This is a genomic window from Klenkia soli, assembly GCF_900103975.1.
Classification (GTDB): Bacteria; Actinomycetota; Actinomycetes; order Mycobacteriales; family Geodermatophilaceae; genus Klenkia; species Klenkia soli.
In genome coordinates this window covers 87,392-112,819 of sequence record NZ_FNIR01000005.1, presented here as the reverse complement: position 1 = coordinate 112,819, position 25,428 = coordinate 87,392, and the positions used below count along the sequence as shown (strand labels likewise).

Genomic DNA, 25,428 nt, shown 5'->3' with positions numbered 1-25,428 from the left:
CGCCCGGGCCCGTCGTTCTTGCTGTGTACGGTCCATCCGACCGCAGATCGTCCACGGAGACCATCGGGAGTGGCAGTGACGGAGTCAGCACCGCCGGCTGTGGAGCTGCGGGGGATCACCAAGCGCTTCCCCGGTGTGGTGGCCAACAAGGACATCGAGCTGCGGGTCGCCCGCGGCGAGGTGCACGCCATCGTGGGGGAGAACGGCGCCGGCAAGTCGACGCTGATGAAGACCCTCTACGGCATGCACCGCCCCGACGAGGGCCAGATCCTGCTCGACGGCCGCGAGGTCGTGTTCAAGAGCCCGGCCGACGCGATCGCCGCCGGGGTCGGCATGGTGCACCAGCACTTCATGCTCGCCGACAACCTGACGGTGCTCGAGAACGTCGTCCTCGGGGCGGAGAAGCTGCACGGCATCGGCGCCGACGCCCGAGCGCACATCCTGACGATCTCCGAGTCCTACGCGCTGGGCCTGGAGCCCGACACCCTGGTCGAGGACCTCGGGGTGGGCGACCGGCAGCGGGTCGAGATCGCCAAGGTGCTCTACCGCGGGGCCACCACGCTGATCCTGGACGAGCCGACCGCCGTCCTGGTCCCGCAGGAGGTCGACGAGCTGTTCGGCAACCTCGCCGAGCTCAAGCGCGAGGGCCTGACGGTCATCTTCATCTCGCACAAGCTCGACGAGGTGCGCAAGGTCGCCGACTCCATCACCGTCATCCGCCGCGGCACCACCGTCGGCACCGCCGACCCGCGGACGACGACGGCCAAGCAGCTGGCCGAGATGATGGTCGGCTCGGAGCTGCCCACCCCCGAGACCCGCACGTCGACCGTCCGCGACACCCCGGTGCTCGAGCTGCGCGGTGTCACGGTCGGCGGCCAGGGCGCCCGCCCCGCCGTCGACGACGTCACGCTGACCGTCCGCGAGGGCGAGGTCGTGGGCATCGCCGGCGTCGAGGGCAACGGCCAGGCCGAGCTGGTCGACGCGATCATGGGCCTGCGCCCGCTGGCCGCCGGCACGATCGTGCTGGGCACCGACGACATCACCACCTGGTCCACGCGGACCCGGCGCGAGCGCGGCATCGGGTTCATCCCCGAGGACCGGCACCGTCAGGGCATGCTGCTGGACGCCCCGCTCTGGGAGAACCGCGTGCTGGGCCACCAGACCGAGGCGCCCAACGCCAAGGGCCTGTTCATCGACCGCAAGGCCGCCCGGGCCGACACCGAGCGGATCATGCGCGAGTACGACGTCCGCGCCCCCGGGCCCGACACCCTGGCCGTCGCCCTGTCCGGCGGCAACCAGCAGAAGCTGATCGTCGGCCGCGAGATGAGCGCGGCACCCCGGCTGCTCATCGCCGCCCACCCCACCCGCGGGGTCGACGTCGGCGCGCAGTCGGTCATCTGGGAGCTGCTCAAGGACGCCCGCGCGGAGGGGATGGGGATCGTGCTGATCTCGGCCGACCTGGACGAGCTGATCGGGTTGTCCGACACGCTCCAGGTGATGCTGCGCGGCGGGGTGGTCGCCACCCTGGACCCCTCGGCGGTCACCCCCGAGCAGCTGGGCGGCTACATGACCGGCGCCGTCTCGGGTGCGGCATGAGCGTGCTCCGCCGGACCGGCCAGGCGCTGCTGGCGCCGCTGCTGGCCGTGGCGATCGCGCTGGTCATCTCCGGCGTGGTCATGGCCGCCATCGGCGTCGACCCGCTGCGCGCGCTGTCTGTGATGACCGACTTCGGCGACACCCCCAGCCAGCAGGTCACCGCGATCGTGGTGATCCTCAACCGGGCGGTGCCGCTGTTCCTCGCCGGCCTGGCGGTCGCGGTGGCGTTCCGCATGGGCCTGTTCAACATCGGCGTCGAGGGCCAGTACCGCATGGCCACCGTCGTCGCGGCCGGTGTCGGCGCCTCGGTCACGCTCCCGGGCCCGCTGCACGTGCTGCTGATCGTCGTGGTGGCCATGGGGGTCGCGGCGATCTGGGCCGGCATCGTCGGGGTGCTCAAGGTGACCCGCGGCGTGTCCGAGGTGATCAGCTCGATCATGCTCAACTTCATCGCGCTGGGGTTGGCGTCGTTCCTGCTCACCGGTCCGCTGCGCGGCAGCGAGCCGGGCGCGTCCATCGTCACGACGAAGGAGATCCCCGAGTCGGGCTGGTTCCCCTCGCTCAACGGCCTGCTCGGGGCGCTGGGCCTGGCCAACCCGCCGCGGCAGCTCTACGGGTTCCTGCTGGTGGCCGTCGTGGTGGGCGTGGTCGTCGCGGTGCTGCTCAAGCGCACCCGGTTCGGCTTCGACCTGCGCGCCACCGGGCTGAGCGCCTCGGCCGCCTCGGCCAGCGGCGTCGACGCCAAGCGCATGGTCATCACCACGATGCTGATCTCCGGCGCGGTCGCCGGTCTCATCGGGCTGCCCGACCTGCTGGGCTCCGACCACAACTACGGCACCCAGTTCACCTCGGGCCTGGGCTTCCTGGGCATCGCGATCGCCCTGCTCGGCCGCAACAACCCGGTCGGCATCGCCGTGGCCGCGGTGCTCTTCGCCTTCCTGGACCGCTCGTCGGTGCCGCTGCAGATCGCCAGCATCCCGTCGTCGGTGGTCACGATCATCCAGGGCACGATCGTGCTCGCGGTCGTCATCGCCAACGAGGTCGCCCGCCGTATCGCCCGCCGGCAGGCCGAGTCCGGCACGGCCGTCGCCCCGCCGGCCACCGGTGACGGCAGCAGCGGCGAGCCCGGCACCGGGCCCCCGACCGGCCCGGCGCAGAGCACCTCGACCGCCGGCCGCACCGACCCGACGGGGAGCGCCCAGTGAGCACCGCCACCACCACGACGAAGGCACCCTCGCGGGGCCCGGTCACCGAGCTGTTCCTGGGCGGTGGCCGCGGCCGTCGGCTGACCTGGATCCTGGTCGGCCTGCTGCTGCTGGTCTCCGCCGTCCGGGTCATCTCCGGGCAGGAGGCGCTGACGTCGTCCTCGACCATGGCAGCCACGCTGCTGCTGGCCGTGCCGCTGCTGCTGGCCGCGCTCGGCGGGTTGTTCGCCGAGCGCGCGGGCGTGGTGAACATCGGCCTGGACGGCATGATGATCCTGGGCACCTGGGGCGCCGGGTTCGCCGGCTACCAGTGGGGCTGGCAGGGCGCCGTGCTCGGCGGCATCCTCATGGGCGCCCTCGGCGGGCTGCTGCACGCGGTCGCCACGGTCACCTTCGGGGTCGACCACGTCATCTCCGGCGTGGCCATCAACATCCTGGCCGCCGGCGTCGTCCGGTTCCTCTCCGAGAGCCTGTACGTGGACAACCCGGCCGGCGGCGGGGTCACCCAGTCCCCGGCCATGTCGTCGCGGCCGCCGACGTTCTCGTTGCCGGTGCTGTCCTCGGGCCCCGACCTGCTGGGCAAGCTGGAGAACCTGCACTGGTTCCTGCTCAGCGACCTGGCCGGCGTGCTGCGCGGGTTCACCAACGGGGTCGGCGTGCTCACCGTGGTCGCCGTCCTCATGGTCCCCGGGGCCTACCTGCTGCTGTGGCGCACGGCGTTCGGGCTGCGGCTGCGCTCGTGCGGCGAGAACCCGGCGGCGGCGGACTCCCTCGGCGTCCCGGTCTACCGGCTCAAGTACGTCGCGGTGATCATCTCGGGCTCGCTGGCCGGGCTGGGCGGGGTCTTCCTGGTCTTCATCGCCAACATCTACCGCGAGGGCCAGACCAACGGCCGCGGGTTCATCGGCCTGGCCGCGCTGATCTTCGGCAACTGGCGGCCCGGTGGCCTGGCCGCGGGCGCCGGGCTGTTCGGCTTCGCCGACGCCCTGCAGCTGCGCAGCCGCACCGGCGTCGTCGCGCTGCTGCTGCTGGTGGCGATCCTGCTGCTCGCCGTCGCGGTGGTGCAGGGCGCGCGCGGCAAGATCACCCAGGCCGTGACCGCGGCGGCGTTCGCCGCCGCCTCGCTGGTGGGCTACATCCTGATCGACGAGCTGCCCGAGGGCATCGTCAGCTTCACCCCGCACCTGACCACGCTGCTGGTCCTGTCGCTGGCCTCGCAACGACTGCGGATGCCCAAGGCCGACGGACTGGTGTACCGGAGAGGCGAACATTGATCGACTGGGATGCCCTGCGCGCCGCGGCCCGCGAGGCCATGACGCACGCCTACGCCCCCTACTCGCACTTCCCGGTCGGCGTGGCCGGGCTGGTCGACGACGGCCGCGTGGTCACCGGCTGCAACGTCGAGAACGCCTCGTACGGCATCGGGCTGTGCGCCGAGTGCGGCATGGTCAGCGAGCTGGCTCGCAGCGGCGGTGGCCGGCTGGTCGCGGTGGCCTGCGTGGGCGGTGACGGCCAGCCGCTCATGCCCTGCGGGCGCTGCCGGCAGCTGCTCTGGGAGTTCGGCGGCGCCGAGATGATGATCGAGACGGTGTCGCTGGGCATCGTGCCCATGCGCGAGGTGCTGCCCGACGCCTTCGGCCCCGACGACCTGGTGAAGGCGGCGAACCGGTGAGCGCCCACGACGCGATCGACGTCATCCGCGCCAAGCGGGACGGCGTCGAGCTGACCGGTGACCAGATCCGCTGGGTCATCGGCGCCTACACCGCCGGCCAGGTGCCCGACGAGCAGATGAGCGCACTGCTCATGAGCGTGTTCTTCCGCGGCATGACGCCGGCCGAGCTGGCCGCCTGGACCCAGGCCATGATCGACTCCGGGGTGCGCAAGGACCTCTCCTCGCTGGGCCGACCGACCGCCGACAAGCACTCCACCGGTGGGGTCGGCGACAAGACCACGCTGCCGCTGGCACCCCTGGTCGCGGCCTGCGGCGTGGCGGTGCCGCAGCTGTCGGGGCGCGGGCTGGGCCACACCGGCGGCACCCTGGACAAGCTGGAGGCCATCCCCGGGTGGCGCGCGGCGCTGACCGAGGACAAGTACCTGGCCCAGCTGCGCGACGTCGGCGCCGTGGTCTGCGCCGCCGGCAACGACCTGGCCCCGGCGGACAAGCTGCTCTACGCGCTGCGCGACGTCACCGGCACCGTCGAGTCGATCCCGCTGATCGCCAGCTCGATCATGAGCAAGAAGATCGCCGAGGGCGCCGACGCGCTCGTGCTGGACGTCAAGACCGGCTCGGGTGCGTTCATGAAGGACGTCGAGAGCAGCCGCGAGCTGGCCCGCACCATGGTCGGGCTGGGCGAGGCCGCCGGCGTGCGCACGGTGGCCCTGGTGACCGCGATGGACCGGCCGCTGGGCCGCTCGGCGGGCAACGCCGTCGAGGTCGCGGAGTCCCTCGAGGTGCTGGCCGGGGGCGGTCCGGCCGACCTGGTCGAGCTCACCCTGGCGCTGGCCCGGGAGATGCTCACCGGCGCCGGGTCCGACGCCGACCCGGCCGACGTGCTCGCGTCGGGTCGGGCCATGGACTCCTGGGAGGCCATGATCCGCGCGCAGGGCGGCGACCCCGACGCACCGTTGCCGCAGCCGACCGAGCGGCACGTGGTGACCGCCCCGGCCACCGGCACGCTCACCCGGCTGGACGCCTTCTCCCTCGGCGTGGCCGCCTGGCGGCTGGGTGCCGGCCGGGCCCGCAAGGAGGACCCGGTGTCCGCCGCCGCCGGGGTGGTCTGGCACGCCACGGTGGGGGAGCAGGTGACCGCCGGCCAGCCCCTGCTGGAGCTGCAGACCGACGACGCCTCCCGCATCGAGCGGGCCCTGCAGTCGCTCGAGGGTGCCGTCGGCGTCGACACCGACGACGTCCCGTTGCCCTTGGTCGTCGACCGGATCACCGCCTGAGCAGGTCGCTGGGGGAGACTGTCTCCCCGTGAGCAGTTCCGCCGCGACGGCATCAGCCAGCAGCACCCCTCTCGACCCGGACGCCGCCATCAGCGTGCGGGGGCTGGTGAAGTCCTACGGCGGGCGCAACGCCGTCGACGGGCTGGACCTCGACATCCGGCGGGGCGAGATCTTCGCGCTGCTGGGCCCCAACGGCGCCGGCAAGACCACCACCGTCGAGGTGCTGGAGGGCTACCGCAGCCGGGACGGCGGCCAGGTCGCCGTCCTCGGGGTCGACCCGGCCACCGGTGGCCGCCGCTGGCGGGCCGACATCGGCATCGTGCTGCAGTCCGGCGCCGGCGACAGCCAGCTGACCTGCCTGGAGCTGCTCACCGCCCAGGCCGCCTACTACCCCGACCCGCGGGACCCGCACGAGGTGCTCGAGCTGGTCGGCCTGACCGAGAAGGCGGGGGCCCGCGGTCGCTCGCTGTCCGGTGGCCAGCGCCGCCGGCTGGACGTCGCCCTGGGCATCGTCGGCAAGCCGGCCCTGCTGTTCCTCGACGAGCCGACCACCGGCTTCGACCCCGAGGCCCGCCGGCAGTTCTGGTCGCTGATCCGCTCCCTGCGCGAGCTCGGGACGACGATGCTGCTCACCACCCACTACCTGGACGAGGCCGAGGAGCTGGCCGACCGGGTCGGTGTCATCACCGCCGGCCGGCTGGTCGAGGTCGCCGTCCCCGCCGAGCTGGGCGGCCGCGGGCAGGCGCCCGCCGTCGTCAGCTGGACCGAGGACGGCCTCCGCCGCACCGAGGCCACCCAGACCCCGACCGCGTTCGTCGCGGGTCTGGCCGCCCGCTTCCCCGGCGAGGTGCCCGACCTCGCCGTCGCCCGCCCGACCCTGGAAGACGTGTACCTGCAGATGATCGGCCAGCCCTCGTGACCGCCCCCACCACCCGGTTGCCCGCGCTGGGCCGGGTCTTCCGGGTGCGCGCCGGCGTGGAGCTCAAGGAGTTCTTCCGGCAGCGGGAGTCGGTGGTCTTCACCCTGATGTTCCCGGTCATCCTGCTGGTGGTCTTCGGCGCCGTCCTGGACTACCAGATCGGCGAGGGCGTCACCTTCACCCAGTACTTCATGGCCGGGGTGATCGCTGCCGGCATCCTGGGCGCCAGCCTGCAGAACATGGCCATCGGCATCGCCACCGAGCGCAGCGACGGCACCCTCAAGCACCTGGCCGGCACGCCGATGCCCAAGGCCGCCTACTTCGTCGGGAAGATCGCCCAGGTCGTCGCGGTCACCGTGGTCACCATCGCGATCCTGCTGGTGGTCGGGGTCGTGCTCTACGGCATCGACCTGCCCAGCGGCAGCCAGTGGCTGACCTTCGCCTGGGTCGCCGTCCTCGGGTCGGCCGCGTGCACCCTGCTGGGCATCGCGGTCTCCAGCCTGGCCAAGAACGGCCGGTCGGCGTCGGCCACGGTCACGCCGTTCGCGCTGGTCCTGCAGTTCATCTCCGGGGTGTTCTTCCGGTTCGACCAGATCCCCGAGTGGATGCAGACCATCGCGGCGGTCTTCCCGCTCAAGTGGATGGCCCAGGGCCTGCGGTCGGTGTTCCTGCCCGATGCCCTGGCCGCCTCCGAACCGGCCGGCTCGTGGGAGCTGGGCCGGGTCGCGCTGGTCCTGCTGGCCTGGGTCGTCGTCGGCCTGCTGCTGTGCGTGCGCACCTTCCGCTGGCGCGACCGCGCCGACGGGTAGCGTTCCGCGGATGCCCGCGCCGCTGACCCAGGAGACCCTCGCCCGCGCCCCCAAGGTGCTGCTGCACGACCACCTGGACGGCGGGCTGCGGCCGCAGACGGTCCTGGAGCTGGCCGACGCGATCGGCTACACCGACCTGCCCGCGGACGACGCGGAGTCCCTCGGCGCCTGGTTCCGGCAGGCCGCCGACTCGGGCTCGCTGGTGCGGTACCTGGAGACGTTCGCGCACACCGTCGCCGTCATGCAGACCCCCGAGGCCGTGCAGCGGGTGGCCCGCGAGTGCGCGCTGGACCTCGCCGCCGACGGCGTCGTGCACGCCGAGGTGCGCATGGCCCCCGAGCTGCTGACCGCGATGCCGGTCGAGGCCGCGGTCGAGGCGATGCTGGACGGCTACGCCGCGGGCGCGCGCGAGGCCGGCACGATCCGGGTCGGGGCGCTGCTGTGCGCGATGCGCCAGGCCGACCGGTGGGACGAGGTCGCCGGGCTCGTCGTCCGGTACCGCGACGCGGGCGTCGTCGGGTTCGACCTGGCCGGGCCCGAGATCGGGTTCCCGGCCGACCGGCACCCCTCGGCGATCGCCCTGCTGGACGACGCCGGCGCGCACCGCACCATCCACGCCGGCGAGGCCGACGGCATCGAGAGCATCCGCGGTGCGCTGGACGGCGCCCGGGCGGAACGGCTGGGCCACGGCGTCCGCATCGCCGACGAGGTGCCCGAGGACGGCGGTCCGCTCGGCCCGGTCGCGCAGCGGGTGCTCGACGAGCAGGTGGTGCTCGAGGTGGCGCCGTCGTCCAACGTGCAGACCGGGGCCTACTCCTCGATCAGCCGGCACCCGGTCGGTCGGCTGCACCGCGCCGGGTTCGCCGTCACGCTCAACACCGACAACCGGCTGATGAGCGGGGTGTCGGTGAGCAGCGAGTTCGCCGCCGTGGTCGACGCCCACGGCTGGGGCTGGGACGACGTCCAGACCGTGACCGAGCGGGCCGTGGGCGGTGCGTTCCTGGACGACGGGGACCGGGCGCAGCTGCTGGCCCGCGTGCGCGAGGGGTACGCCGCCCTCCGCGGGTGACGGGTGGGGTCCGGCGGTCGGGGCGGGGTGACGGCTCCCACCCGTCGCGGGGAATGCGCGGGCCGGGATCGCTGCTAACCTGGGCAGGTCGGCGATCGCCGGCCACACCTCCCGGGCGGTTCTGCCCGGGGTAGAGCGCATCCGTGCAGACCTCCGCGTCACCGCAGACGCATCCTGGGGTCGCCCAGTGAGTCCCGCCCTCGGGCGGGCCCGGCACTACATCACGGGACGCGCCCGATACGCATCGGAGTCCCCGCTTGTCCTCGTTCGACACTGTCGACACCAGCACGACCGTTCCCACCGACGCTCCCGAGATCGCCGTCGAGACGGCCCCGGAGCCCACCGGCCCGTCCTTCGCCCAGCTCGGTCTCCAGCAGCAGCTGGTCACCGCCCTGGAGCGCAAGGGCATCAAGCACCCCTTCGCCATCCAGACCTCCGCGCTGCCGGACGCCATGGCCGGCCGCGACGTGCTCGGCAAGGCCGCCACCGGCTCGGGCAAGACCCTGGCCTTCGGCCTGCCGCTGCTGCACCGCCTCGGCCAGGACGTCCAGCAGGGCCGCCGCGCCCCGCGTGGCCTGATCCTGGTCCCGACCCGCGAGCTCGCGCAGCAGGTGCACGACAACCTCGCGCCGCTGGGCCAGTCCAACGGCGTCCAGTTCGCCGCCGTCTACGGCGGTGCCTCGATGTACCGCCAGATCCAGCAGCTGCGCCGCGGCGTCGACGTCGTCATCGCGACGCCGGGCCGTCTGCAGGACCTGATCAACCAGGGTGAGTGCACCCTGGCCGAGGTCGAGATCGCGATCATCGACGAGGCCGACTTCATGTCCGACCTGGGCTTCCTGCCCGTGGTCAAGGAGCTGCTCGACCAGACCCGCCAGGACGGCCAGCGCCTGCTGTTCTCGGCCACCCTGGACGGCGAGGTCGACACCCTGGTCCGCCGCTACCTCAAGGACCCGGCCCGGCACTCGGTCGTCACCGCGGCCGACTCGGCCCCGCCGGCCGAGCACCGCGCCTACAGCGTGTCCTTCCCGGACCGGCTGCGGGTCACCGAGCAGCTGGCCGCCCGCCCGGGCCGCACGATCATCTTCGTGCGCACCCAGCACGGCGCCGACCGGCTCGCCGACAACCTGCAGCAGGTCGGCATCAAGGCCGAGCCGATCCACGGCGGTCTGCCGCAGGCGGCCCGCCGCCGCGCGCTCGAGGCGTTCACCGACGCCCGCTCGCCGGTGCTGGTCGCCACCGACGTCGCCGCCCGCGGCATCCACGTCGACGACGTGTCGCTGGTCCTGCACTACGACCCGCCGGCCGACCACAAGACCTACCTGCACCGCTCCGGCCGCACCGCGCGCGCCGGTGCCGCAGGTGTCGTCGTGTCGCTGCTGCTGCCCGACCAGGTGGGCCAGGCCAAGCGCCGGTTCCGCCAGGCCGCGGTGAACACCGACGTCTCCCGGATCCGTCCGGGTGACGCCCCGATCGCCGAGCTGGTGGCGTCGGGCGTGCACGTGGAGCCGGTCGAGCGCCCGGTCCGCCCCTCCCGGGGTGGGCAGGGCAGCGGCCGTCCGCGTCGGGACGGCGACCGTCGTCCCCCGCGTCGCGACGGTGACCGCCCGGCCCGTTCGTTCGGCGACCGGCCGGCCCGCCCGGCCGGTGACCGGCCGTCCTACGGCGAGCGCTCGGAGCGGCCGTCCTACGGCGACCGCCCGGCCCGCTCGGACCGGCCCGCCTACGGGGACCGTCCGGCCCGCCCCTCGGGTGACCGGCCCTCCTACGGCGACCGGCGGCCCAGCGGCCCCCGCCCCCAGGGCGGCAGCACCGGCGGACGCCCGCCGCGCCCGGCCCGCTCGTACTGACGCACCGAGCACCACGAACGCCCGGTCCCTCCTCGGAGGGGCCGGGCGTTCGGCGTAGGTGAGGTGCTGGAACGGCCCTGTCGTAGGGCCCGCCGTGGCGCCCCGCGCCATGCACCCACCCCGGCATGGGAGCCCATGCACCTACCTGCGGGGCTCATGGGTGGGTGCATGGGCTCCCATGCCGGGCGGGCCGGGCGTCGTAGCCGGGTCCTCCGTCAGTCGCGGAAGACGAGGGCGGTGCTGATCTCGCGGACGAGGTCGTCCCACGGGCCGGTCAGGGTGGCGGCGTCCTCGGCGCGCAGGGCCGCGCCGGGGTCCCGCTCGGCGCGGGCCGCCGCCTGGCCCAGCGGGGTGCCGGGGGCCAGCAGCGCCTCGACCCGGGCCAGCCCGGCGTACTCGGCGAGGTCGCGCACGCCCTCCAGCGGCTGCACCAGCACGCTGTGGTCGACCAGCCCGGCGGCGCCGTCGGCCACCTCGGCCAGCACCTCGGCCACCTCGACGAGGTCGTAGCGGTCCTGGTCGACCGGCAGCGGCAGGGTGTCGGTGTCGGCGACCTCGGGCCAGGAGGCGATCTCGGTGAGGTCGTGCTCCTCGTCGCCGTGGGCGAACGCGGCCAGCTCGGCCGGGGTGCCGAACAGGTACACCTCGCGGTCGGCGCCGAGGAACCGGGAGGCGTCGTCCACGTAGCAGCGCAGGGTCAGCCCCGCGCCCTCGGGGACGACGACCTCCACGGGCAGGATGCCGACGCCCTCCCAGAAGCCGGCGGCCGCGGCCACCGCGGTCGGGTCGATCGCCACCCGGCCGCCGCTGCTGATCGTGCTGGTCGGCGAGGCGGCAGCAGGTGCGGACGGCGTCTCGGCGGCGGACTCGTCGTCCTCGTCGTCGTCCTCGGTCTCCTCCTCCGACGGGCCGGCCTCGGCGGCGGACGGGTACTCGTCGATCTCGGCGGTACCCGCGCCGGTCCAGTCCAGGTGCTCGTCGAGCTCCTCGAGGACGTCCTCCCAGAGCTCGTCGACGGCGCCGCCGAGCCGGATCCAGGCGTCCTCGCCGGCCCGGCCGACGAAGGCGTCGAGGCCGAGCCCGAGCAGGGCGACCTCGGGCTTGGCCATCAGCTCCGCGACGGACTCGAACGCGGTGTCCTCGGCGTCGTCCTCGTCGTCGTCGTCCTCGGGGGCGGTGTCGCAGCACTCGGCCAGCCGGCCGGTGATGTCGAAGGTGGCGGCGAGGTCCTCGACGGCCCAGCGGTCCGGGTTGTCGGCGACCACGTCGTACACGCCGTCCAGGTCGTACCGGTGGTCGTCGTCGGGGGTGACGTCGGCCGCGCCCAGCCCGGCGACGACGGGCCAGACCGGGTGGTCGGCGAGGTCGTGGTCGGTGCTGGTGCGGCAGAACGCGGCCAGGGCGTCGGGCGTGGGGAACAGGTGCACGACGGCGGTCTCGCCGTCGCTGTTGCCCAGGAAGGCCTGCCACTCCTCGCCGTCCTCCTCCCACGGCGGGGCCCACAGGGTGTAGCCCGTGCGGTCGTCGAGGGTGAGGGCGATGGGGACGATGCTCGGCCTGGCCACGGGCCCATCCTGCCGTGCCCGGCTGTGATCAGTCCCGCGGGTCGCCCACGGGGGTCACCCGCTCCCGCCAGACGAACGCCACGAGCGCTGCGGCGGCGAGCATGACGACCACCCCGATGCCGGCCGCGGCGTCCATCCCGGCGCTGAACGCGGCGCGGGCGCTGTCGGCGACGGCGGCCGCGGCGTCGCCGGGCAGCCCCTCGGCGACGTCCACGGCACCGCCCAGGGTGCTGGCCGCGGCCCGCTGGCCGGCGTCCAGGGTCTCCGGGAGCACGAGCCGCGAGGTGTAGACCGCGCCCAGGACGCTGCCCAGCACGGCGACGCCCAGGCCCGTGCCCAGCTCGTAGGCCGTCTCGCTGACCGCGCTGGCCTGGCCGGCCCGCTCGGCCGGGGCCGCGGTGAGGATGGCGTCGTTGGTCAGCGTCTCGCTCAACCCGGCACCGGCGGCCACCAGGCCGAAGGCGACGACCACCAGGACGACGCCGGACTCCGGACCCAGCCGGGTGGCGACGACGTAGCCGGCGGCGCCGAGCAGCAGCCCGGCCACGACCAGCCAGCGCACCGGCGCGACCCTGGCCAGCGGCACCGCCGCGAGACCGGCGAGCACCGAGGCGAGCAGACCGGGCACGAGCAGCAGGCCGGAGTCCAGCGGGCTCACGTCGAGCACGAGCTGCAGGTACTGCGAGGTGAGCAGCAGCAGGCCGGTGAGGGCGGCGATGCTGAGCAGGTTCGCGCTGATCGCCGCGCTGACCACCCGGGAGCGGAAGAGCCGGAGGTCCATCAGCGGATCGCGACCGGTGAGCTGGCGCCGGACGAACGCGACGCCGCTGGCCACGCCGACGACAGCCGCGACGACCCCGGTGACCGGCGACGAGCCGGCGGCGAGGGTCTTGATGGCGTAGACCACCGGCAGCATCGTGGTCAGCGACAGGCCGACGCTGACCAGGTCCAGGCGGCCCGGCGAGGGGTCGCGGCTCTCGGGCAGCAGCAGCGGGCCGACCACCAGCAGCAGGGCCAGCACCGGCACGTTGACCAGGAAGACCGAGCCCCACCAGAAGTGCTCGAGCAGCCAGCCGCCCAGGATCGGGCCCAGCGCGGCGCCGCCGGAGAACCCGGCCGCCCAGACGGCGATGGCCAGCCGCCGCTGCTGCCGGTCCAGGAACAGGTTGCGCAGCAGGGACAGGGTCGAGGGCATGAGCGCCGCGCCGAAGATCCCCTGCAGGGCGCGGGCGGTGATCAGCCATCGGACGTCGGGGGCGTAGGCGGCCAGCACCGAGGCGATGCCGAACCCGGCGGCGCCGACCAGCAGCATGCGACGCCGGCCGAACCGGTCGCCGAGGCTGCCCGCGGTGATCAGCAGGCCGGCGAGCACCAGGGGGTAGACGTCGACGGCCCACAGCAGCTCGGTGCCGGTGGGCACCAACGCCCGGGTGATCGAGGGGACGGCGAAGGTCAGCACCGTGCCGTTGACCGAGACCAGCAGGACCGGGAGCATGAGGACGACGAGGCCCAGCCACTCCCGTCGTCCGGCGCGGGGGGTGCTGGTGTCGACCGCCGCGGCGGTCGGGGTGGTGCTCATGGTCCCTCGTTCGACTCGTGGTGGATGTACCGTCCAGCCGGTACAGTAACCGACCATGGCGAGACCGTCGAACCGCGACCGCGTGCTGGACGCCTACGAGGGGTTGCTCGTCGAGGGCGCCGGGGCCACCGTCACCCTCGACGCGGTGGCCCAGGCGGCCGCGGTGTCCAAGGGCGGGTTGCTCTACCACTTCCCCAGCAAGGAGGCCCTGGTCGACGGGCTGGCCGACCGGCTGCGGAGCCGGGCGGCCGAGGACGTCGAGCGGCTGCGGACCTCACCCGAGGGCCCGGTCGCCTACTGGGTGTCCACGGCCACCAGCGAGGTGGCCACCGGCCTCGGTCGCACCTACCAGGCACTCCTCGGCCTGGCCGGCACCGGTCAGCCGACCGCCCGACGAGCCATCGCCGACGTCGAGCACGGCTGGACATCGGCCCTCGAGGAGCTGATCGCCGACCCGGTGGTGGCCCGGCTGGTGCGGCTGGTGGGTGACGGCCTCTACCTGGAGAGCCTCACCGGCCTGCCCGGCGTCGCCGACGACAGCGCCCTGGTCACGCTGCTCGAACGCCTCGCCACCTCCTGACCCAGAAACTGCGGTTCTCGGCAGTCAGAGGCCGATCGGGTGCCAGCAGAAGGACCCCCTCGCCCCCCACCCCTCGTTCCTCGGGGCGGGCCCCTGCGAGGGGCCTCACACGCCGATCGGATGCCAGACGGTCTTGGTCTCCAGGAACGGGGTCATGCGGGTCAGGCCGGGGTCGGCCGTCCAGTCCGGCTCCTCGGCGGGAGCACGCAGCACGCGCTTGAGCGTGCCGGCGGCCGAGCGCTCGAGCTCCATCGCCGCCGTCCCCGCCCCGGCGAGGTCGATGCCGTCGACGTCGGCGTGCTCGGCCAGCCACGGACCGATCTCGGCCGCCGACCCGGTGAGCAGGTTGGCCACCCCGCCGGGGACGTCGGAGGTGGCCAGCACCTCGGACAGCGTGATCGCCGGCAGCGGGCGCTCGTGCGAGCTCACCAGGACCGCGGTGCACCCGGTGGCCAGCACCGGGGCCAGCACGCTGACCAGGCCCAGCAGCGAGGACCGCTGCGGTGCCAGGACGGCGACCACCCCGGAGGGCTCGGGCACCGAGAAGTCGAAGAACGGTCCGGCGACCGGGTTGGTGCCGCCGAGCACCGACGCGAGCTTGTCGGTCCAGCCGGCGTACCAGACCCAGCGGTCGACCGCGGCGTCGACGGCGGCCCGGGCCTTGGCGGCTGACAGGCCCTCGCCCGCGGCCACCTCGTCGGCGAACTGCGCGGCCCGGCCCTCCATCACCTCGGCCACCCGGTAGAGCACCTGGCCGCGGTTGTAGGCGGTCGCGGTCGACCACCCGGCGAAGGCGCCGCGGGCGGCCACGACGGCGTCCCGGGCGTCCTTGCGCGAGGCCCACGCCGCGTTGGCCACGAAGGCCCCCTTCGCATCGGTGACGGAGTAGGTGCGGCCGGACTCCGACCGGGGGAACTTCCCGCCCAGGTACAGCTTGTAGGTCTTGCGCACGGCCAGCCGGTCGCTCATCAGGACTCCTTCAGGTACGCGCGCAGGCCCAGGCGGCCGCCCTCGCGTCCGTGGCCGGACTGCTTGTAGCCACCGAACGGCGACGTCGGGTCGAACTGGTTGAACGTGTTGGCCCACACCACGCCGGCCCGGAGCTGGTTCGCGATCGACAGGATCCGCGAGCCCTTCTCCGACCAGATGCCGGCCGACAGCCCGTAGGTCGAGTTGTTCGCCTTGGCCACCGCCTCGTCCGGCGTGCGGAAGGTCAGCACCGACAGCACCGGGCCGAACACCTCGTCGCGGGCGATCCGGTGGGCGGGGGAGACGTCGGTGAACACCGTGGGCTTGAACCAGTTGCCCCGCTCGGGCAGCTCGCCGGCCGGCTGCCACAGGTGCGCGCCCTCGGCCTCGCCGATGCCCACCAGCTCGCGGATGCGGGCCAGCTGCTCGCGGGAGTTGATGGCCCCGATGTCGGTGTTCTTGTCCAGCGGGTCACCCACGCGCAGCGTGCCCATGCGCCGCTGCAGCGAGGCGATCACCTCGTCGTGCACCGATTCCTGCACCAGCAGCCGGGAACCCGCGCAGCAGACGTGGCCCTGGTTGAAGAAGATGCCGCGCACGATGCCCTCGACGGCCTGGTCGACCGGCGCGTCGTCGAAGACGATGTTCGCCGCCTTGCCGCCCAGCTCCAGGGTGAGCACCTTCTGCGTCCCCGCGACCGCGCGGGCGATCTGCTTGCCGACCTCGGTCGAGCCGGTGAAGGCGACCTTGTCGACGTCCGGGTGCTCGACGACCGCGCGCCCGGTGTCGCCGGCGCCGGTCACGATGTTGACCACGCCCGGGGGCAGATCGGCATGCTGGCAGATCTCCGCGAACAGCAGCGCGGTGAGCGGCGTGGTCTCCGCCGGCTTCAGGACGACGGTGTTGCCCGCCGCCAGTGCCGGGGCGACCTTCCAGGCCAGCATCATCAGCGGGAAGTTCCACGGGATGACCTGGCCGGCCACGCCGTGCGGGCGGGGGGCGGCGCCCAGGCCCACGTGGTCGAGCTTGTCGGCCCAGCCTGCGTGGTAGAAGAAGTGCGCCGCGGCGAGGGGGACGTCGACGTCGCGGGACTCGGTGATCGGCTTGCCGTTGTCCAGGGTCTCGAGGACGGCGAACTCCCGCGCCCGCTCCTGCAGCAGCCGGGCGATGCGGAACAGGTACTTGCCGCGGTCGGCGGGGCGCATCGGCCCCCAGACGCGGGTGAACGCCTTGCGGGCGGCGCGGACGGCGCGGTCGACGTCGGCGTCGGTGCCCACCGCGATCTCGCTGAGCACCTCCTCGGTCGCCGGGTTCACGGTCGTCAGCGGGGTGCCCTGCCCGGCGGTGAACTCGCCGTCGACGAAGAGCCCGTAGCTGGGGGCGATGTCGACGATCGACCGGGACTCGGGGGCGGGGGCGTACTCGAAGACGCTGGTCATGTCAGTCCACCGAGACGTGGTCGGGGCCGGAGTAGTGGCCGGTGCGGAGCTTCTGGCGCTGCAGGAGCAGGTCGTTGAGCAGGCTGGAGGCGCCGAACCGGAACCAGTCGGGGCTCAGCCAGTCGGCGCCGACCACCTCGTTGATCATCACCAGGTGCTTGACGGCGTCCTTGGTGGTCTTGATCCCCCCGGCGGGCTTGACGCCGATCTGCACCCCGGTGGCGTCGCGGAAGTCGCGCACGGCCTCCAGCATCACCAGGCAGACCGGGAGCGTGGCGGCGGGGGAGACCTTGCCGGTGGAGGTCTTGATGAAGTCGCCCCCGGCCAGCATCGCCAGCCAGGACGCCCGCCGGACGGCGTCGTAGGTGCGCAGCTCACCGGTCTCGAGGATCACCTTGAGGTGGGCGGGGCCGCAGGCCTCCTTGACCGCCACGACCTCCTCGAACACGTCGAGGTAGCGGCCGGCCAGGAACGCGCCGCGGTCGATGACCATGTCGATCTCGTCGGCGCCGGCCTCGACGGCGTCCCGCACGTCGGCCAGCTTGACCGCGCGACTGGCCCGGCCCGACGGGAACGCGGTGGCGACGGCGGCGGTGTGGATACCGGTGCCGGCCAGGGCGTCGCGGGCCACCCCGGCCAGGTCGCCGTAGACGCAGACCGCGGCCACGGCCGGGCAGCCGGCGTCGGTCGGGTCGGGGCGGCGGGCCTTGGCGGCCAGCGACCGGACCTTGCCCGGGGTGTCGGCGCCCTCGAGCGTGGTCAGGTCGACCATCGAGATCGCGGTGTCGATCGCCCAGGCCTTGGCCGTGGTCTTGATCGAGCGCGTGCCCAGCTGCGCGGCGCGGGCCTCGGCGCCGACCTGGTCGACCCCGGGCAGGCCGTGCAGGAAGGCGCGGAAGGCGGAGTCGGACCGGGTCACGTCGGCGAACGCGTCGGGTGCCCCGGTGGTGACCGGGCGCCCCGCTGCCGTGGGGTCGAGCACGTGCGTCATGACCGGCATTCTCCACGTCGCCGGTCTGCCCGGGTCCGGCCGTGCAGCGATCAGGCCGCCGCCGGGGTGCAGTCCGGGCACGACCGCGACTCCCGGCGACCGCGGCGCAGCGCGCCCAGACCGCCCAGCAGCAAGGCGCCACCGGCCAGCGAGGCCAGGGTGGACCCCGCACCGCCGGCGACGAGGCGGCCGACCCAGGGGATGACCAGCACCGACCGGCCGAGGTCGGCGCCGGCGAGGGAGACCTGCCAGGGGTCGGCGGTGGGGTTGGCGTCGCCCTGGGTGGTCATCAGCGGTGACCCGGGGGCACCGGTCAGGCCCGCGACCCGGTGCAGGATCGGGTGCCCGCCGACGACCTCGAAGGGAGCCGGGGGGCGGAAGGCCACGACGTCGCCCACGGCGACGTCCTCCCCGGCGACGGGCACGGTGACCACGAGGGAGCCGGCCGGGGAGTAGGGGGTCATCGACCCGGTGAGCACCGGGACCAGCCGGACGCCGCACAGGTGCACGACGACCACCGCGGCCACGACCAGGACCTGGGCGACGACGACCGCGGTGCGGCGCAGGCGGTGGCTCACGTCGTCGTCCGGTCCGCGCCGCCCGGCCGGGTGACGACCGGTGTCGCGGTGAGGGTGACCGTGTTGAGCACGCCGGTGACCTGCACCTTCAGGTAGATCGAGGCGTTGGCGTCCACCGGGGCGGTGGTGCTGTAGGTGACGGCCTGGTTGGGCTGCGCGGCCGACCCGACCGTCGCGACCACACCCGGGCAGACCCCGGTCGTGGTGTTCCACGGCACGGGGCAGACCGAGACCGGCGACGTCCCGATGAGGTTGCCCGTCGACATCGACAGGGTGAGGGTCGCCGGGATGGTCGAGGTGTTGGCCAGCTCCACGTACCCGGTGGCCGTCGTCAGCAGGCCCGACAGCGCGTACTGCGTCGGCGACACCGTGCCGGTCCCGACGGCGTTCTGGAACGAGCTGCCCACCCGGGCCATCGTGACCGGGCTGGACGTCGTGGCGGTGCCCACCCAGGGGGCGGCCACCGCCGGGGTCGCGGCCTGCAGCAGGACGACGAACCCCAGGAGGAACCCCGCCACGACGAGGGCCGCGGCGGTGGTCCGCCCGGTCCTTCGTCGTGGCGGGGTCGTCAGCACGGCGGATCAGCCGCCGGTGCGGTCGTTGCCGCCGACCGCGGTGTTGCTGACGGTCGCGGAGAGGCTGCCGGTCTTGCCCTGCAGGGTCGAGGGGGCACTCGCGGAGAAGGTGAACTTGTAGCGCACGTGCTGGGCGGCGGAGGCACCGTTCGCGACCGTGCCGTGGTTGACGACCAGCGGCGTGGCGGCGGTCGGCGTCCCGGTGCCCAGCGCGGTGGTCGTGCCGCTGCAGACGCTGCCGGCGGTCCACGCGACCGAGCAGCTGGTCGCCTCGACCAGCACCTGGCCGGCCAGGTCACCGGAGGCGGTCACGGTGCCGGTGAACGTGCTCGGCGCGGAACCGTCGTTGCGCACGTCGACGTAGCGGTAGAAGTAGTCCGCGGGCAGCAGGTTGGCCACCGCGGTGGTGAACGAGCCGCCGTTGGCGTCCACCAACGCCGGCGTGACGACGCCCGCGGCCACGTTGCCCGACACGGCGGTGGTGGCGTTCCAGGCCGAGAAGGCGCCGGTGCCCAGCAGGCTGGCGCCGGCGAGGGCGACCGCGGCGGCCCCGACGATCCGGCCCCGACGGCGGTGGGTGTGGCAGGGGGCGGGTGCCGCGGACGGGGTGACCGTCGGGCCGGTGGTGGTGGTCGAGGTGGTCACGGGCTCAGCTCCGGGGTCGATGCGACGGACGATGCTTTCTCGGAACCATTTCGTCCCGTTGTGCACGATCAACGGATCCGGTGATTCGGAACCTGAGCGTCCGTAGTTCGACCTCACCCGTCGGGGTGGGGCGTCGCACCGATCGGGTTTCGCCGTGGTCTCCCGGTCACCGTGGGTCGGCGGCTACCGTGCAGCGGTGCAGCTGACCGTCGTGGACCACCCGATCGCCCGCGCCCGACTGACCCGGATGCGCGACGAGCGCACCGACAACGCCGCGTTCCGCGCCGCGCTGCGGGACCTCACCGAGCTGCTGGTCTTCGAGGCCACCCGCGAGCTCACGGTCGAGGAGTACGAGATCACCACCCCGGTGACCACCACGACCGGCTACCGGTTGGCCGCCCCGCCGCTGATCGTGCCGGTGCTGCGGGCCGGGCTCGGCATGGCCGACACCGCGCACTCGCTGCTGCCGGAGTCGCAGATGGGCTTCGTCGGGCTGGCCCGCAACGAGACCACCTTCGAGCCCGAGGCCTACATGGCCTCGCTGCCCGAGACGCTGGTCGACCGCGAGGTCTTCGTGCTGGACCCGATGTTGGCCACCGGTGGGTCGCTGGTGCACTGCTGCACGTTGCTCACCCAGCGCGGCTGCACCTCCATCACCGTGCTGTGCGCGCTGGCCGCCCCCGAGGGCCTGCGCCGGCTGGAGGAGTCCGGCCTCCCGCTGCGGGTGTTCACCGGCTCGATCGACGAGGAGCTCAACGAGAACGCCTACATCGTCCCGGGCCTCGGCGACGCCGGCGACCGCCAGTTCGGCGCCGTCTAGTGCGCTTCGCCGTGCTGGGCAGTGGGTTCTGGGCCACCGAGGTGCACGCGGCCTCCCTGGCCGAGCACCCCGACGCCGAGCTCGTGGGCATCTGGGGCCGGGACGCCGGCAAGGCGCAGGCCGCCGCCGCGCGGTACGACGTGGCCGGCACCGACGACCTGGACGCGCTGCTGGCCGACGTGGACGCCGTGAGCATCTCGGTCCCGCCGGCCGTCCAGCCCGACCTCGCGGTGCGGGCGGCGGAGGCCGGGTGCCACCTGCTGCTGGAGAAGCCGGTCGCCCTCTCGGTCGCCGACGCCGACCGGGTGGTCGCCGCGACCGCTGCGGCCGGGGTCGCCTCGGTGGTGTTCCTGACCTTCCGCTTCCGGACGTCGGCGACCACCTGGCTGGAACAGGCCTCCCGCTCGACGCTGGTGGGTGGCTCCGTGACCTGGCTGGCCAGCACATTCGCCGCCGACAGCCCGTTCCGGGGGTCGGTGTGGCGGGCCGAGCCCGGTGCGCCGCTGTGGGACCTCGGCCCGCACGCGCTGTCGCTGCTCACCCCGGTGCTGGGGCCGGTGGTGGCCGCGCAGGGCAGCCGGGCCGCCGACGGCACGGTGAACGTGATCCTCGAGCACGAGGCCGGCCCGACCAGCACGCTCACGCTCTCGGCGACCGCGTCGCCGCTGTCGGCCGGCGAGGAGTTCTGGGTGCACGGCGACGCCGGTCGGCTGGTGCTGCTGCCCGAGGAGGGCCGCACCGCCCACCTGGCGCACGCGGTGGCCGTCACCGAGCTGCAGGCCGCGGCGCTGACCGGTGGTGCGCACCCCTGCGACGCCGCCTACGGCGCCGAGCAGGTGCGGGTGCTGGCGGCGGCCGAAGCGGCCATCGCGGCGGGGGCCCGGCAGCGGGTCTGAGGGTCGGGCACCCCGTACCGTCGAGCACCAGGTCGGGAGTCGGAGGAGCGTCGTGGAGTTCATCAACTGGTACGTGCGGCGGGGCCGCATCGGCCGTCGGGTGTTCTGGCTGCACTACGTGCTGCCCATCATGCTGCTGACCGTGCTGGCGATCGGGGTCGACCTCTCCTTCGGCGACACCAACCTGCTGGCCGTCGCCGAGGGGCGCGAGACGGTGCTCGAGCTGGGTGCGGCGACCACGGCCATCGGCTACCTGACGATCGCCCCGACGCTGAGCTCGCAGGCCACCCGGCTGCACGACCAGGGCCGCTCGGCCTGGTGGCTGCTGCTCAACGTCGTCCCGCTGTTCGGCCAGCTGGCGCTCTTCGGCATCTGCGGCTTCGTGCCCGGGCAGCCCGGCCCCAACCGCTACGGCCCGGCGGTCGACGCCGCCGCGCCCGCGGCGCCGCCGGCCGAGCCCCTCGCCCCCTGGACGCCGGGCCCGGCCGACAAGGCGCCGGACTACCCGCCGTCGGACTGGCGCTGACGGCGGCGCCTGCGCACCCGCAGCGCCACCACCGCGCCCAGGGCGAGCACCACGACGGCCACCAGCCCGCCGGTCGAGATGTTCCCCAGCAGCTTCTCGGCGGCGGCGCCCAGGGCCACGACCACCGCGGTGGTCACCCCGGCCCACAGGGCTGCGCCGGCCCAGTTGGCGATCGCGAACCGCCGGTAGGGCATGCCCAGCGACCCGGCCAGGGGACCGCTGAGGATGCGCAGCAGGGCCACGAACCGGCCGAGGAAGACCGCCCACATGCCGTGCCGCTCCATGAGCGAGCGCGCCGCGGCCACGCGCTCGGGGCCCAGGTGCTTCGGCGAGCGACGAGCCGCCCAGGCGAACAGCCGGTCGCCGTACCGGCGGCCCAGCAGGTAGCCGATGCTGTCGCCGACCGCGGCCGACAGCGCCGCGCACACCGCGACCGTGACCGGGGAGACGACGCCCTGCCCGGCCAGCAGCGCCGCACCGATGAGCACGGTCTCCCCGGGCAGCGGGACGCCGATGCTCTCGACCCCGACGACGAGCAGGACGGTCAGGTACACCGCCAGCGGGGGCAGGCCCTGCAGCCACTCGACCACCGCGCTCAGAGCCCCAGGGCGGTCGACATCTCCGCGCGGAGCCGGGCCAGGTCGGCGTCCCCCTGCACGCGGGCGGCGGTGACGTCGCCGGTGACCGGGACGACCGACTGCAGGTAGGCCTTGAGCTTGGGCTCGGTGCCGCTGGGGCGCACCACCACCCGCAGGCCCTCGCCGGTGAGCCGCACGCCGTCGACCTCCGGCAGGAGGTCCTCGGACGTCACGGGCCGGTCCAGCAGGCGGGCCGGCGGTGCGGCGCGGAGCCGGGCCATGGCGTCGCCGATGACCGACAGGTCGGTGACCCGCACCGACAGCTGACCGGTGGCGTGCAGGCCGTGCTCGGCGGCCAGCTCGTCGAGCCGGTCCAGCAGCGTGCGGCCCTGCGCGGCGAGCTCGGCCGCCAGCAGCGCGACGGCCAGGCAGGCGGAGATGCCGTCCTTGTCCCGGGCGACCCCCGGGGTCACGGCGTAGCCCAGGGCCTCCTCGTAGCCGAACACCAGCGGGGCGGCCGGGCCGCCCGCGCGGATGATCCACTTGAAGCCGGTCGGGGTCTCCTCGGCGGGTTGCCCGTGGGCGGCGGCGAGCTCGCCCAGCAGCGACCCGCTGACCAGCGAGCGGGCGTAGGTGCCGGTGACACCGCGGCGCAGCAGCCAGTCCCCGAGCAGCACGCCGACCTCGTCGCCGGTCAGCTGCCGGCCGCCGCACACCACCGAGCACCGGTCGGCGTCGGGGTCCTCGGCGAGCGCGACGTCGGCGCCGAGCTGCTCGGCGAGCGCCAGCAGCAGATCGACCGCACCGGGCTCCTCGGGGTTGGGGAAGGCGACGGTCGGGAAGTCGGCGTCGGGGTGCTCCTGCTCGGGCACCGCGTACAGCTCGGCGAACCCGGCGGCCCGGAACACCGCGCGGGTGGTCGCCGTCCCGACGCCGTGCATGGCGGTGGTCGCGATGGTCAGCCGGTCGCGGCCGGGGACCCGGCCGGGGTCGAGGGCCGCGACGACGGCGGCGACGTAGTCGGCCTCGACGTCGTCGCCGAGGGTCTGCCAGCCGTCGCCCCTCGGCAGCTCGCGGGCCGGGCCCACGGCGGCGATGGCCGCCTCGATCTCCCGGTCGGCCGGCGGCACCAGCTGCGCGCCGTCGCCGAGGTAGACCTTGTAGCCGTTGTCCTGCGGCGGGTTGTGGCTGGCGGTCACCATCACCCCGGCCACGGCCCCCAGGTGCCGGACGGCGAAGGACAGCACCGGCGTGGGCAGCGGACGCGGCAGCACCTGGACGGCGAACCCGGCCCCGGTGAGCACCTGCGCGGTGATCCGGGCGAACTCGTCGGAGCGGTGCCGGCCGTCGTAGCCGACCACCACGCCCCGCCCCGCCGTCCCCTGGTCGGCGAGGTACCGCCCCAGACCCGCTGCCGTGCGGGCGACGACGGCGGCGTTCATGCCGCCCGGCCCCGCCCGCAGCGGACCGCGCAACCCGGCGGTGCCGAACGCCAGCGGCCCGGCGAACCGGGCGGCGAGCTCGGTGTCGTCCCCCGCGTCGAGCATTGCCTGCAGCTCGGCGGCGTCGCCGAGATGGGGGTCGTCGGCGATCCAGCGCTCGACGGCGGCGCGGTCCACCCCGGTCACGGCTGCTGCGCCCGGGCGGCGACGGCGTCGACGGCGAAGTCCGGCCCGGCGTACTCGCCGCCGACCCGGTCGAACTCCACCGTGCCCGGGGTCGGTTCCCCGTGCGCGGCGCTGATGGCCGCGGCGTGGGCCTCGGCGTCGTCGACGGGTGCGTAGCCCAGCGCGCGGGCCGGGGCGAGGTCCCACCAGCCGCGGGTGTTGGCCGAGACCCCCCACACGACGGCGAAGCCGGGGGCGGGCGCGGTGAGCGCGGCGTCGACCAGCCCGACGGTGTCGGAGGGGGACAGCCAGGTGGACAGGTGCCGGGGGGTGCGCGGCTCGGGCAGCGCGGAGCCGATGCGCAGGCAGACGACGTCCAGGCCGTAGCGGTCGACGTAGAGCGACCCGAGCGCCTCCATGGCCACCTTGGACACCCCGTAGTACGTGTCCGGGCGGGGCTGGGCGTCGGTCTGCGCCAGCTCGGTGCGCAAGGACATGCCGGTCGCGTGGTTGCTGCTGGCCAGCACCACCCGGGGCACCCCGGCCAGCCGCGCGGCCTCGAGGGCGACGTAGGTGCCCTCGATGTTGGCGTGGCTGATCGCGGCCCAGGAGGACTCGGTGGCGATGCCGGCCATGTGCACCAGCGCGCCGGCGCCCTGCGCGGCGGCGGTCACCGCCGCCAGGTCGGTGGCGTCCGCGACCAGGTGCTCCTCGCCCGGGCGGGGGTCGGTGATCGGGACGACGTCCAGGCTGCGCAGCGCGTGGCCCCGCTCGGGCAGCCCCTCCCGCAGCAGCCGCCCGATGTACCCGGCGGCCCCCGTCAGCAGGACCGGCCCCGTCACGAGCGGGCGATGAGGTCGACGAGGAAGGAGCCCAGCCGGGTCGCGGCGGCCTTGCCGGCGGCCAGGACCTCCAGGTGGTCCAGGGGCTCGCCGGTCATGCCGGCCGCGGCGTTGGTGACCATCGACAGGCCGAACACCTCGACGCCCTCGGCGCGGGCCGCGATCGCCTCGAGGGCTGTGCTCATGCCGACCAGGTCGGCGCCCAGGGTGGTGAGCATGCGGATCTCGGCCGGGGTCTCGAAGTGCGGGCCGGGGAGCGCGGCGTAGACGCCCTCGACCAGCGACGGGTCGATCTGCCGGGCCAGCTCGCGCAGCCGGGGGGAGTACAGGTCGGTCAGGTCGACGAACCGGGCGCCGACCAGCGGGGAGCGGGCGGTCAGGTTCAGGTGGTCGCTGATCAGGACCGCCTGGCCCACGGTGTGCTGGGGCGAGAGCCCGCCGGCGGCGTTGGTCAGCAGCACGGTGCGGACCCCGGCGGCGGCCGCCGTCCGGATGCCGTGGACGACGGGCTCGACGCCCCGGCCCTCGTAGAGGTGGGTGCGGCCGAGGAACAGCAGCACCTTGTGGTCGCCGACGGCGACCGAGCGGATCTCGCCGCCGTGGCCCTGCACCGTCGGGGCGGCGAACCCGGGCAGCTCGCCGATGCCGACGCTGGCCAGGGTCTCGCCGAAGGCGTCGGCGGCGGGCGCCCAGCCCGAGCCCATGACGACGGCGGTGTCGTGCCCCGCGCCGAGCGCGGCGACGAGGTCGTCGGCGGCGCGGGCAGCCAGGGCGGCGGGGTCGGTGGGGGAGGTCTCGGCGGTCACGGGCACGACGCTAGCCCAGCCGCCGGGACCTCCCGGAC

At 74.4% G+C, this 25,428-nt stretch carries 25 protein-coding genes; 13 read left to right on the top strand and 12 right to left on the bottom strand.

Translation table 11 applies throughout. From position 1 onward, the window contains the following. Window positions 1-99: 99 nt before the first annotated feature. The 9 genes from BLS67_RS09120 (at window position 100) to BLS67_RS09080 (ending at window position 10,394) form a co-directional block, all read left to right on the top strand. Window positions 100-1,596 carry an ABC transporter ATP-binding protein gene (locus BLS67_RS09120; protein ID WP_242653940.1) on the top strand — a complete coding sequence of 499 codons (1,497 nt, stop codon included), beginning with the start codon at window positions 100-102 and terminating at the stop codon, window positions 1,594-1,596. Next, complete coding sequence (locus BLS67_RS09115; protein WP_091243537.1) at window positions 1,593-2,801, top strand: ABC transporter permease; 1,209 nt, start codon at window positions 1,593-1,595, stop codon at window positions 2,799-2,801. The genes BLS67_RS09120 and BLS67_RS09115 overlap by 4 nt, the downstream gene beginning before the upstream one ends. Further along, complete coding sequence (locus BLS67_RS09110) at window positions 2,798-4,075, top strand: ABC transporter permease (RefSeq protein ID WP_091243534.1); 1,278 nt, start codon at window positions 2,798-2,800, stop codon at window positions 4,073-4,075. The genes BLS67_RS09115 and BLS67_RS09110 overlap by 4 nt, the downstream gene beginning before the upstream one ends. Then, the gene (locus BLS67_RS09105) at window positions 4,072-4,473 is read left to right on the top strand and encodes a cytidine deaminase (RefSeq protein WP_091243531.1); all 402 of its coding nucleotides are present in this window, start codon (window positions 4,072-4,074) and stop codon (window positions 4,471-4,473) included. The genes BLS67_RS09110 and BLS67_RS09105 overlap by 4 nt, the downstream gene beginning before the upstream one ends. Next, a complete protein-coding gene (locus BLS67_RS09100) occupies window positions 4,470-5,747 on the top strand; it encodes a thymidine phosphorylase (RefSeq protein WP_091243527.1) in 1,278 nt (425 codons plus the stop codon). The genes BLS67_RS09105 and BLS67_RS09100 overlap by 4 nt, the downstream gene beginning before the upstream one ends. A 28-nt stretch (window positions 5,748-5,775) precedes the next feature. Continuing rightward, the gene (locus tag BLS67_RS09095; RefSeq protein WP_091243524.1) at window positions 5,776-6,666 is read left to right on the top strand and encodes an ABC transporter ATP-binding protein; all 891 of its coding nucleotides are present in this window, start codon (window positions 5,776-5,778) and stop codon (window positions 6,664-6,666) included. Continuing rightward, window positions 6,663-7,475 (top strand): ABC transporter permease, encoded by an 813-nt coding sequence (locus tag BLS67_RS09090; RefSeq protein ID WP_091243522.1) that lies wholly within the window; start codon window positions 6,663-6,665, stop codon window positions 7,473-7,475. Before BLS67_RS09095 ends, BLS67_RS09090 begins: the two co-directional genes overlap by 4 nt. A gap of 10 nt (window positions 7,476-7,485) precedes the next feature. After that, window positions 7,486-8,544 carry an adenosine deaminase gene (locus tag BLS67_RS09085; protein ID WP_091243519.1) on the top strand — a complete coding sequence of 353 codons (1,059 nt, stop codon included), beginning with the start codon at window positions 7,486-7,488 and terminating at the stop codon, window positions 8,542-8,544. A gap of 257 nt (window positions 8,545-8,801) precedes the next feature. Further along, a complete protein-coding gene (locus tag BLS67_RS09080; RefSeq protein WP_091243516.1) occupies window positions 8,802-10,394 on the top strand; it encodes a DEAD/DEAH box helicase in 1,593 nt (530 codons plus the stop codon). Between the two features lie 215 nt (window positions 10,395-10,609). On the opposite strand, the gene BLS67_RS09075 is transcribed toward BLS67_RS09080, so the two are convergent. Both BLS67_RS09075 and BLS67_RS09070 read right to left on the bottom strand, forming a co-directional pair. Next, the gene (locus BLS67_RS09075; protein ID WP_091243512.1) at window positions 10,610-11,959 is read right to left on the bottom strand and encodes a hypothetical protein; all 1,350 of its coding nucleotides are present in this window, start codon (window positions 11,957-11,959) and stop codon (window positions 10,610-10,612) included. Window positions 11,960-11,987: 28 nt separating this feature from the next. Next, entirely contained in the window at window positions 11,988-13,538 is a 1,551-nt protein-coding gene (locus BLS67_RS09070) for an MFS transporter (RefSeq protein ID WP_091243507.1), read from the bottom strand. Window positions 13,539-13,593: 55 nt separating this feature from the next. On the opposite strand from BLS67_RS09070, the gene BLS67_RS09065 reads away from it, so the two are divergent. Next, entirely contained in the window at window positions 13,594-14,118 is a 525-nt protein-coding gene (locus BLS67_RS09065; protein WP_207500434.1) for a TetR/AcrR family transcriptional regulator, read from the top strand. Between the two features lie 105 nt (window positions 14,119-14,223). On the opposite strand, the gene BLS67_RS09060 is transcribed toward BLS67_RS09065, so the two are convergent. Genes BLS67_RS09060 through BLS67_RS09035 form a run of 6 tightly spaced genes read right to left on the bottom strand, consistent with a single transcriptional unit; the run spans window position 14,224 to window position 19,315 of the window. Next, the gene (locus BLS67_RS09060) at window positions 14,224-15,087 is read right to left on the bottom strand and encodes an aldehyde dehydrogenase family protein (RefSeq protein ID WP_091243504.1); all 864 of its coding nucleotides are present in this window, start codon (window positions 15,085-15,087) and stop codon (window positions 14,224-14,226) included. Next, window positions 15,087-16,526, bottom strand: a complete 1,440-nt coding sequence (locus tag BLS67_RS09055; RefSeq protein ID WP_091243500.1) for an aldehyde dehydrogenase family protein — start codon at window positions 16,524-16,526, stop codon at window positions 15,087-15,089. The genes BLS67_RS09060 and BLS67_RS09055 overlap by 1 nt, the downstream gene beginning before the upstream one ends. Before the next feature lies 1 nt (window position 16,527). Then, a complete protein-coding gene (gene deoC / locus BLS67_RS09050; RefSeq protein WP_091243496.1) occupies window positions 16,528-17,517 on the bottom strand; it encodes a deoxyribose-phosphate aldolase in 990 nt (329 codons plus the stop codon). 50 nt (window positions 17,518-17,567) lie between these two features. Further along, window positions 17,568-18,095: a signal peptidase I gene (locus tag BLS67_RS09045; protein WP_091243493.1), complete on the bottom strand. Its 528-nt coding sequence runs from the start codon at window positions 18,093-18,095 to the stop codon at window positions 17,568-17,570. Next, entirely contained in the window at window positions 18,092-18,670 is a 579-nt protein-coding gene (locus BLS67_RS23745; RefSeq protein ID WP_165617531.1) for a hypothetical protein, read from the bottom strand. The genes BLS67_RS09045 and BLS67_RS23745 overlap by 4 nt, the downstream gene beginning before the upstream one ends. 6 nt (window positions 18,671-18,676) lie before the next feature. Next, complete coding sequence (locus BLS67_RS09035) at window positions 18,677-19,315, bottom strand: hypothetical protein (RefSeq protein ID WP_091243486.1); 639 nt, start codon at window positions 19,313-19,315, stop codon at window positions 18,677-18,679. Window positions 19,316-19,511: 196 nt separating this feature from the next. Here BLS67_RS09035 and upp point away from each other — a divergent pair, with 196 nt between their 5' ends. The 3 genes from upp to BLS67_RS09020 are packed head-to-tail and all read left to right on the top strand — an operon-like array spanning window position 19,512 to window position 21,557. Next, window positions 19,512-20,135 (top strand): uracil phosphoribosyltransferase, encoded by a 624-nt coding sequence (gene upp / locus BLS67_RS09030; protein WP_091244187.1) that lies wholly within the window; start codon window positions 19,512-19,514, stop codon window positions 20,133-20,135. Between the two features lie 11 nt (window positions 20,136-20,146). Further along, window positions 20,147-21,031, top strand: coding sequence for a Gfo/Idh/MocA family protein (locus BLS67_RS09025; RefSeq protein WP_242653939.1), 885 nt, complete (start codon window positions 20,147-20,149; stop codon window positions 21,029-21,031). Window positions 21,032-21,083: 52 nt separating this feature from the next. After that, complete coding sequence (locus tag BLS67_RS09020; protein WP_165617530.1) at window positions 21,084-21,557, top strand: DUF805 domain-containing protein; 474 nt, start codon at window positions 21,084-21,086, stop codon at window positions 21,555-21,557. Here BLS67_RS09020 and BLS67_RS09015 read toward each other — a convergent pair. Genes BLS67_RS09015 through BLS67_RS09000 form a run of 4 tightly spaced genes read right to left on the bottom strand, consistent with a single transcriptional unit; the run spans window position 21,533 to window position 25,390 of the window. Further along, window positions 21,533-22,147: a DedA family protein gene (locus tag BLS67_RS09015; RefSeq protein WP_091243476.1), complete on the bottom strand. Its 615-nt coding sequence runs from the start codon at window positions 22,145-22,147 to the stop codon at window positions 21,533-21,535. The genes BLS67_RS09020 and BLS67_RS09015 overlap by 25 nt on opposite strands. A gap of 5 nt (window positions 22,148-22,152) precedes the next feature. After that, entirely contained in the window at window positions 22,153-23,763 is a 1,611-nt protein-coding gene (locus BLS67_RS09010) for a phospho-sugar mutase (RefSeq protein ID WP_242653938.1), read from the bottom strand. Beyond that, window positions 23,760-24,584: an NAD-dependent epimerase/dehydratase family protein gene (locus tag BLS67_RS09005; protein WP_091243473.1), complete on the bottom strand. Its 825-nt coding sequence runs from the start codon at window positions 24,582-24,584 to the stop codon at window positions 23,760-23,762. The genes BLS67_RS09010 and BLS67_RS09005 overlap by 4 nt, the downstream gene beginning before the upstream one ends. Further along, window positions 24,581-25,390 (bottom strand): purine-nucleoside phosphorylase, encoded by an 810-nt coding sequence (locus BLS67_RS09000; RefSeq protein WP_091243471.1) that lies wholly within the window; start codon window positions 25,388-25,390, stop codon window positions 24,581-24,583. The genes BLS67_RS09005 and BLS67_RS09000 overlap by 4 nt, the downstream gene beginning before the upstream one ends. Window positions 25,391-25,428 lie beyond the last annotated feature (38 nt).

Excerpts from the sequence above, each read along its gene's own strand:
- BLS67_RS09065 (WP_207500434.1), top strand. The coding sequence starts at position 13,594 with ATGGCGAGACCGTCGAACCGCGACCGCGTGCTGGACGCCTACGAGGGG.
- BLS67_RS09115 (WP_091243537.1), top strand. The coding sequence starts at position 1,593 with ATGAGCGTGCTCCGCCGGACCGGCCAGGCGCTGCTGGCGCCGCTGCTG.
- deoC (WP_091243496.1), bottom strand. The coding sequence starts at position 17,517 with ATGACGCACGTGCTCGACCCCACGGCAGCGGGGCGCCCGGTCACCACC.
- BLS67_RS09060 (WP_091243504.1), bottom strand. The coding sequence starts at position 15,087 with ATGAGCGACCGGCTGGCCGTGCGCAAGACCTACAAGCTGTACCTGGGC.
- BLS67_RS09055 (WP_091243500.1), bottom strand. The coding sequence starts at position 16,526 with ATGACCAGCGTCTTCGAGTACGCCCCCGCCCCCGAGTCCCGGTCGATC.
- BLS67_RS09070 (WP_091243507.1), bottom strand. The coding sequence starts at position 13,538 with ATGAGCACCACCCCGACCGCCGCGGCGGTCGACACCAGCACCCCCCGC.
- BLS67_RS09085 (WP_091243519.1), top strand. The coding sequence starts at position 7,486 with ATGCCCGCGCCGCTGACCCAGGAGACCCTCGCCCGCGCCCCCAAGGTG.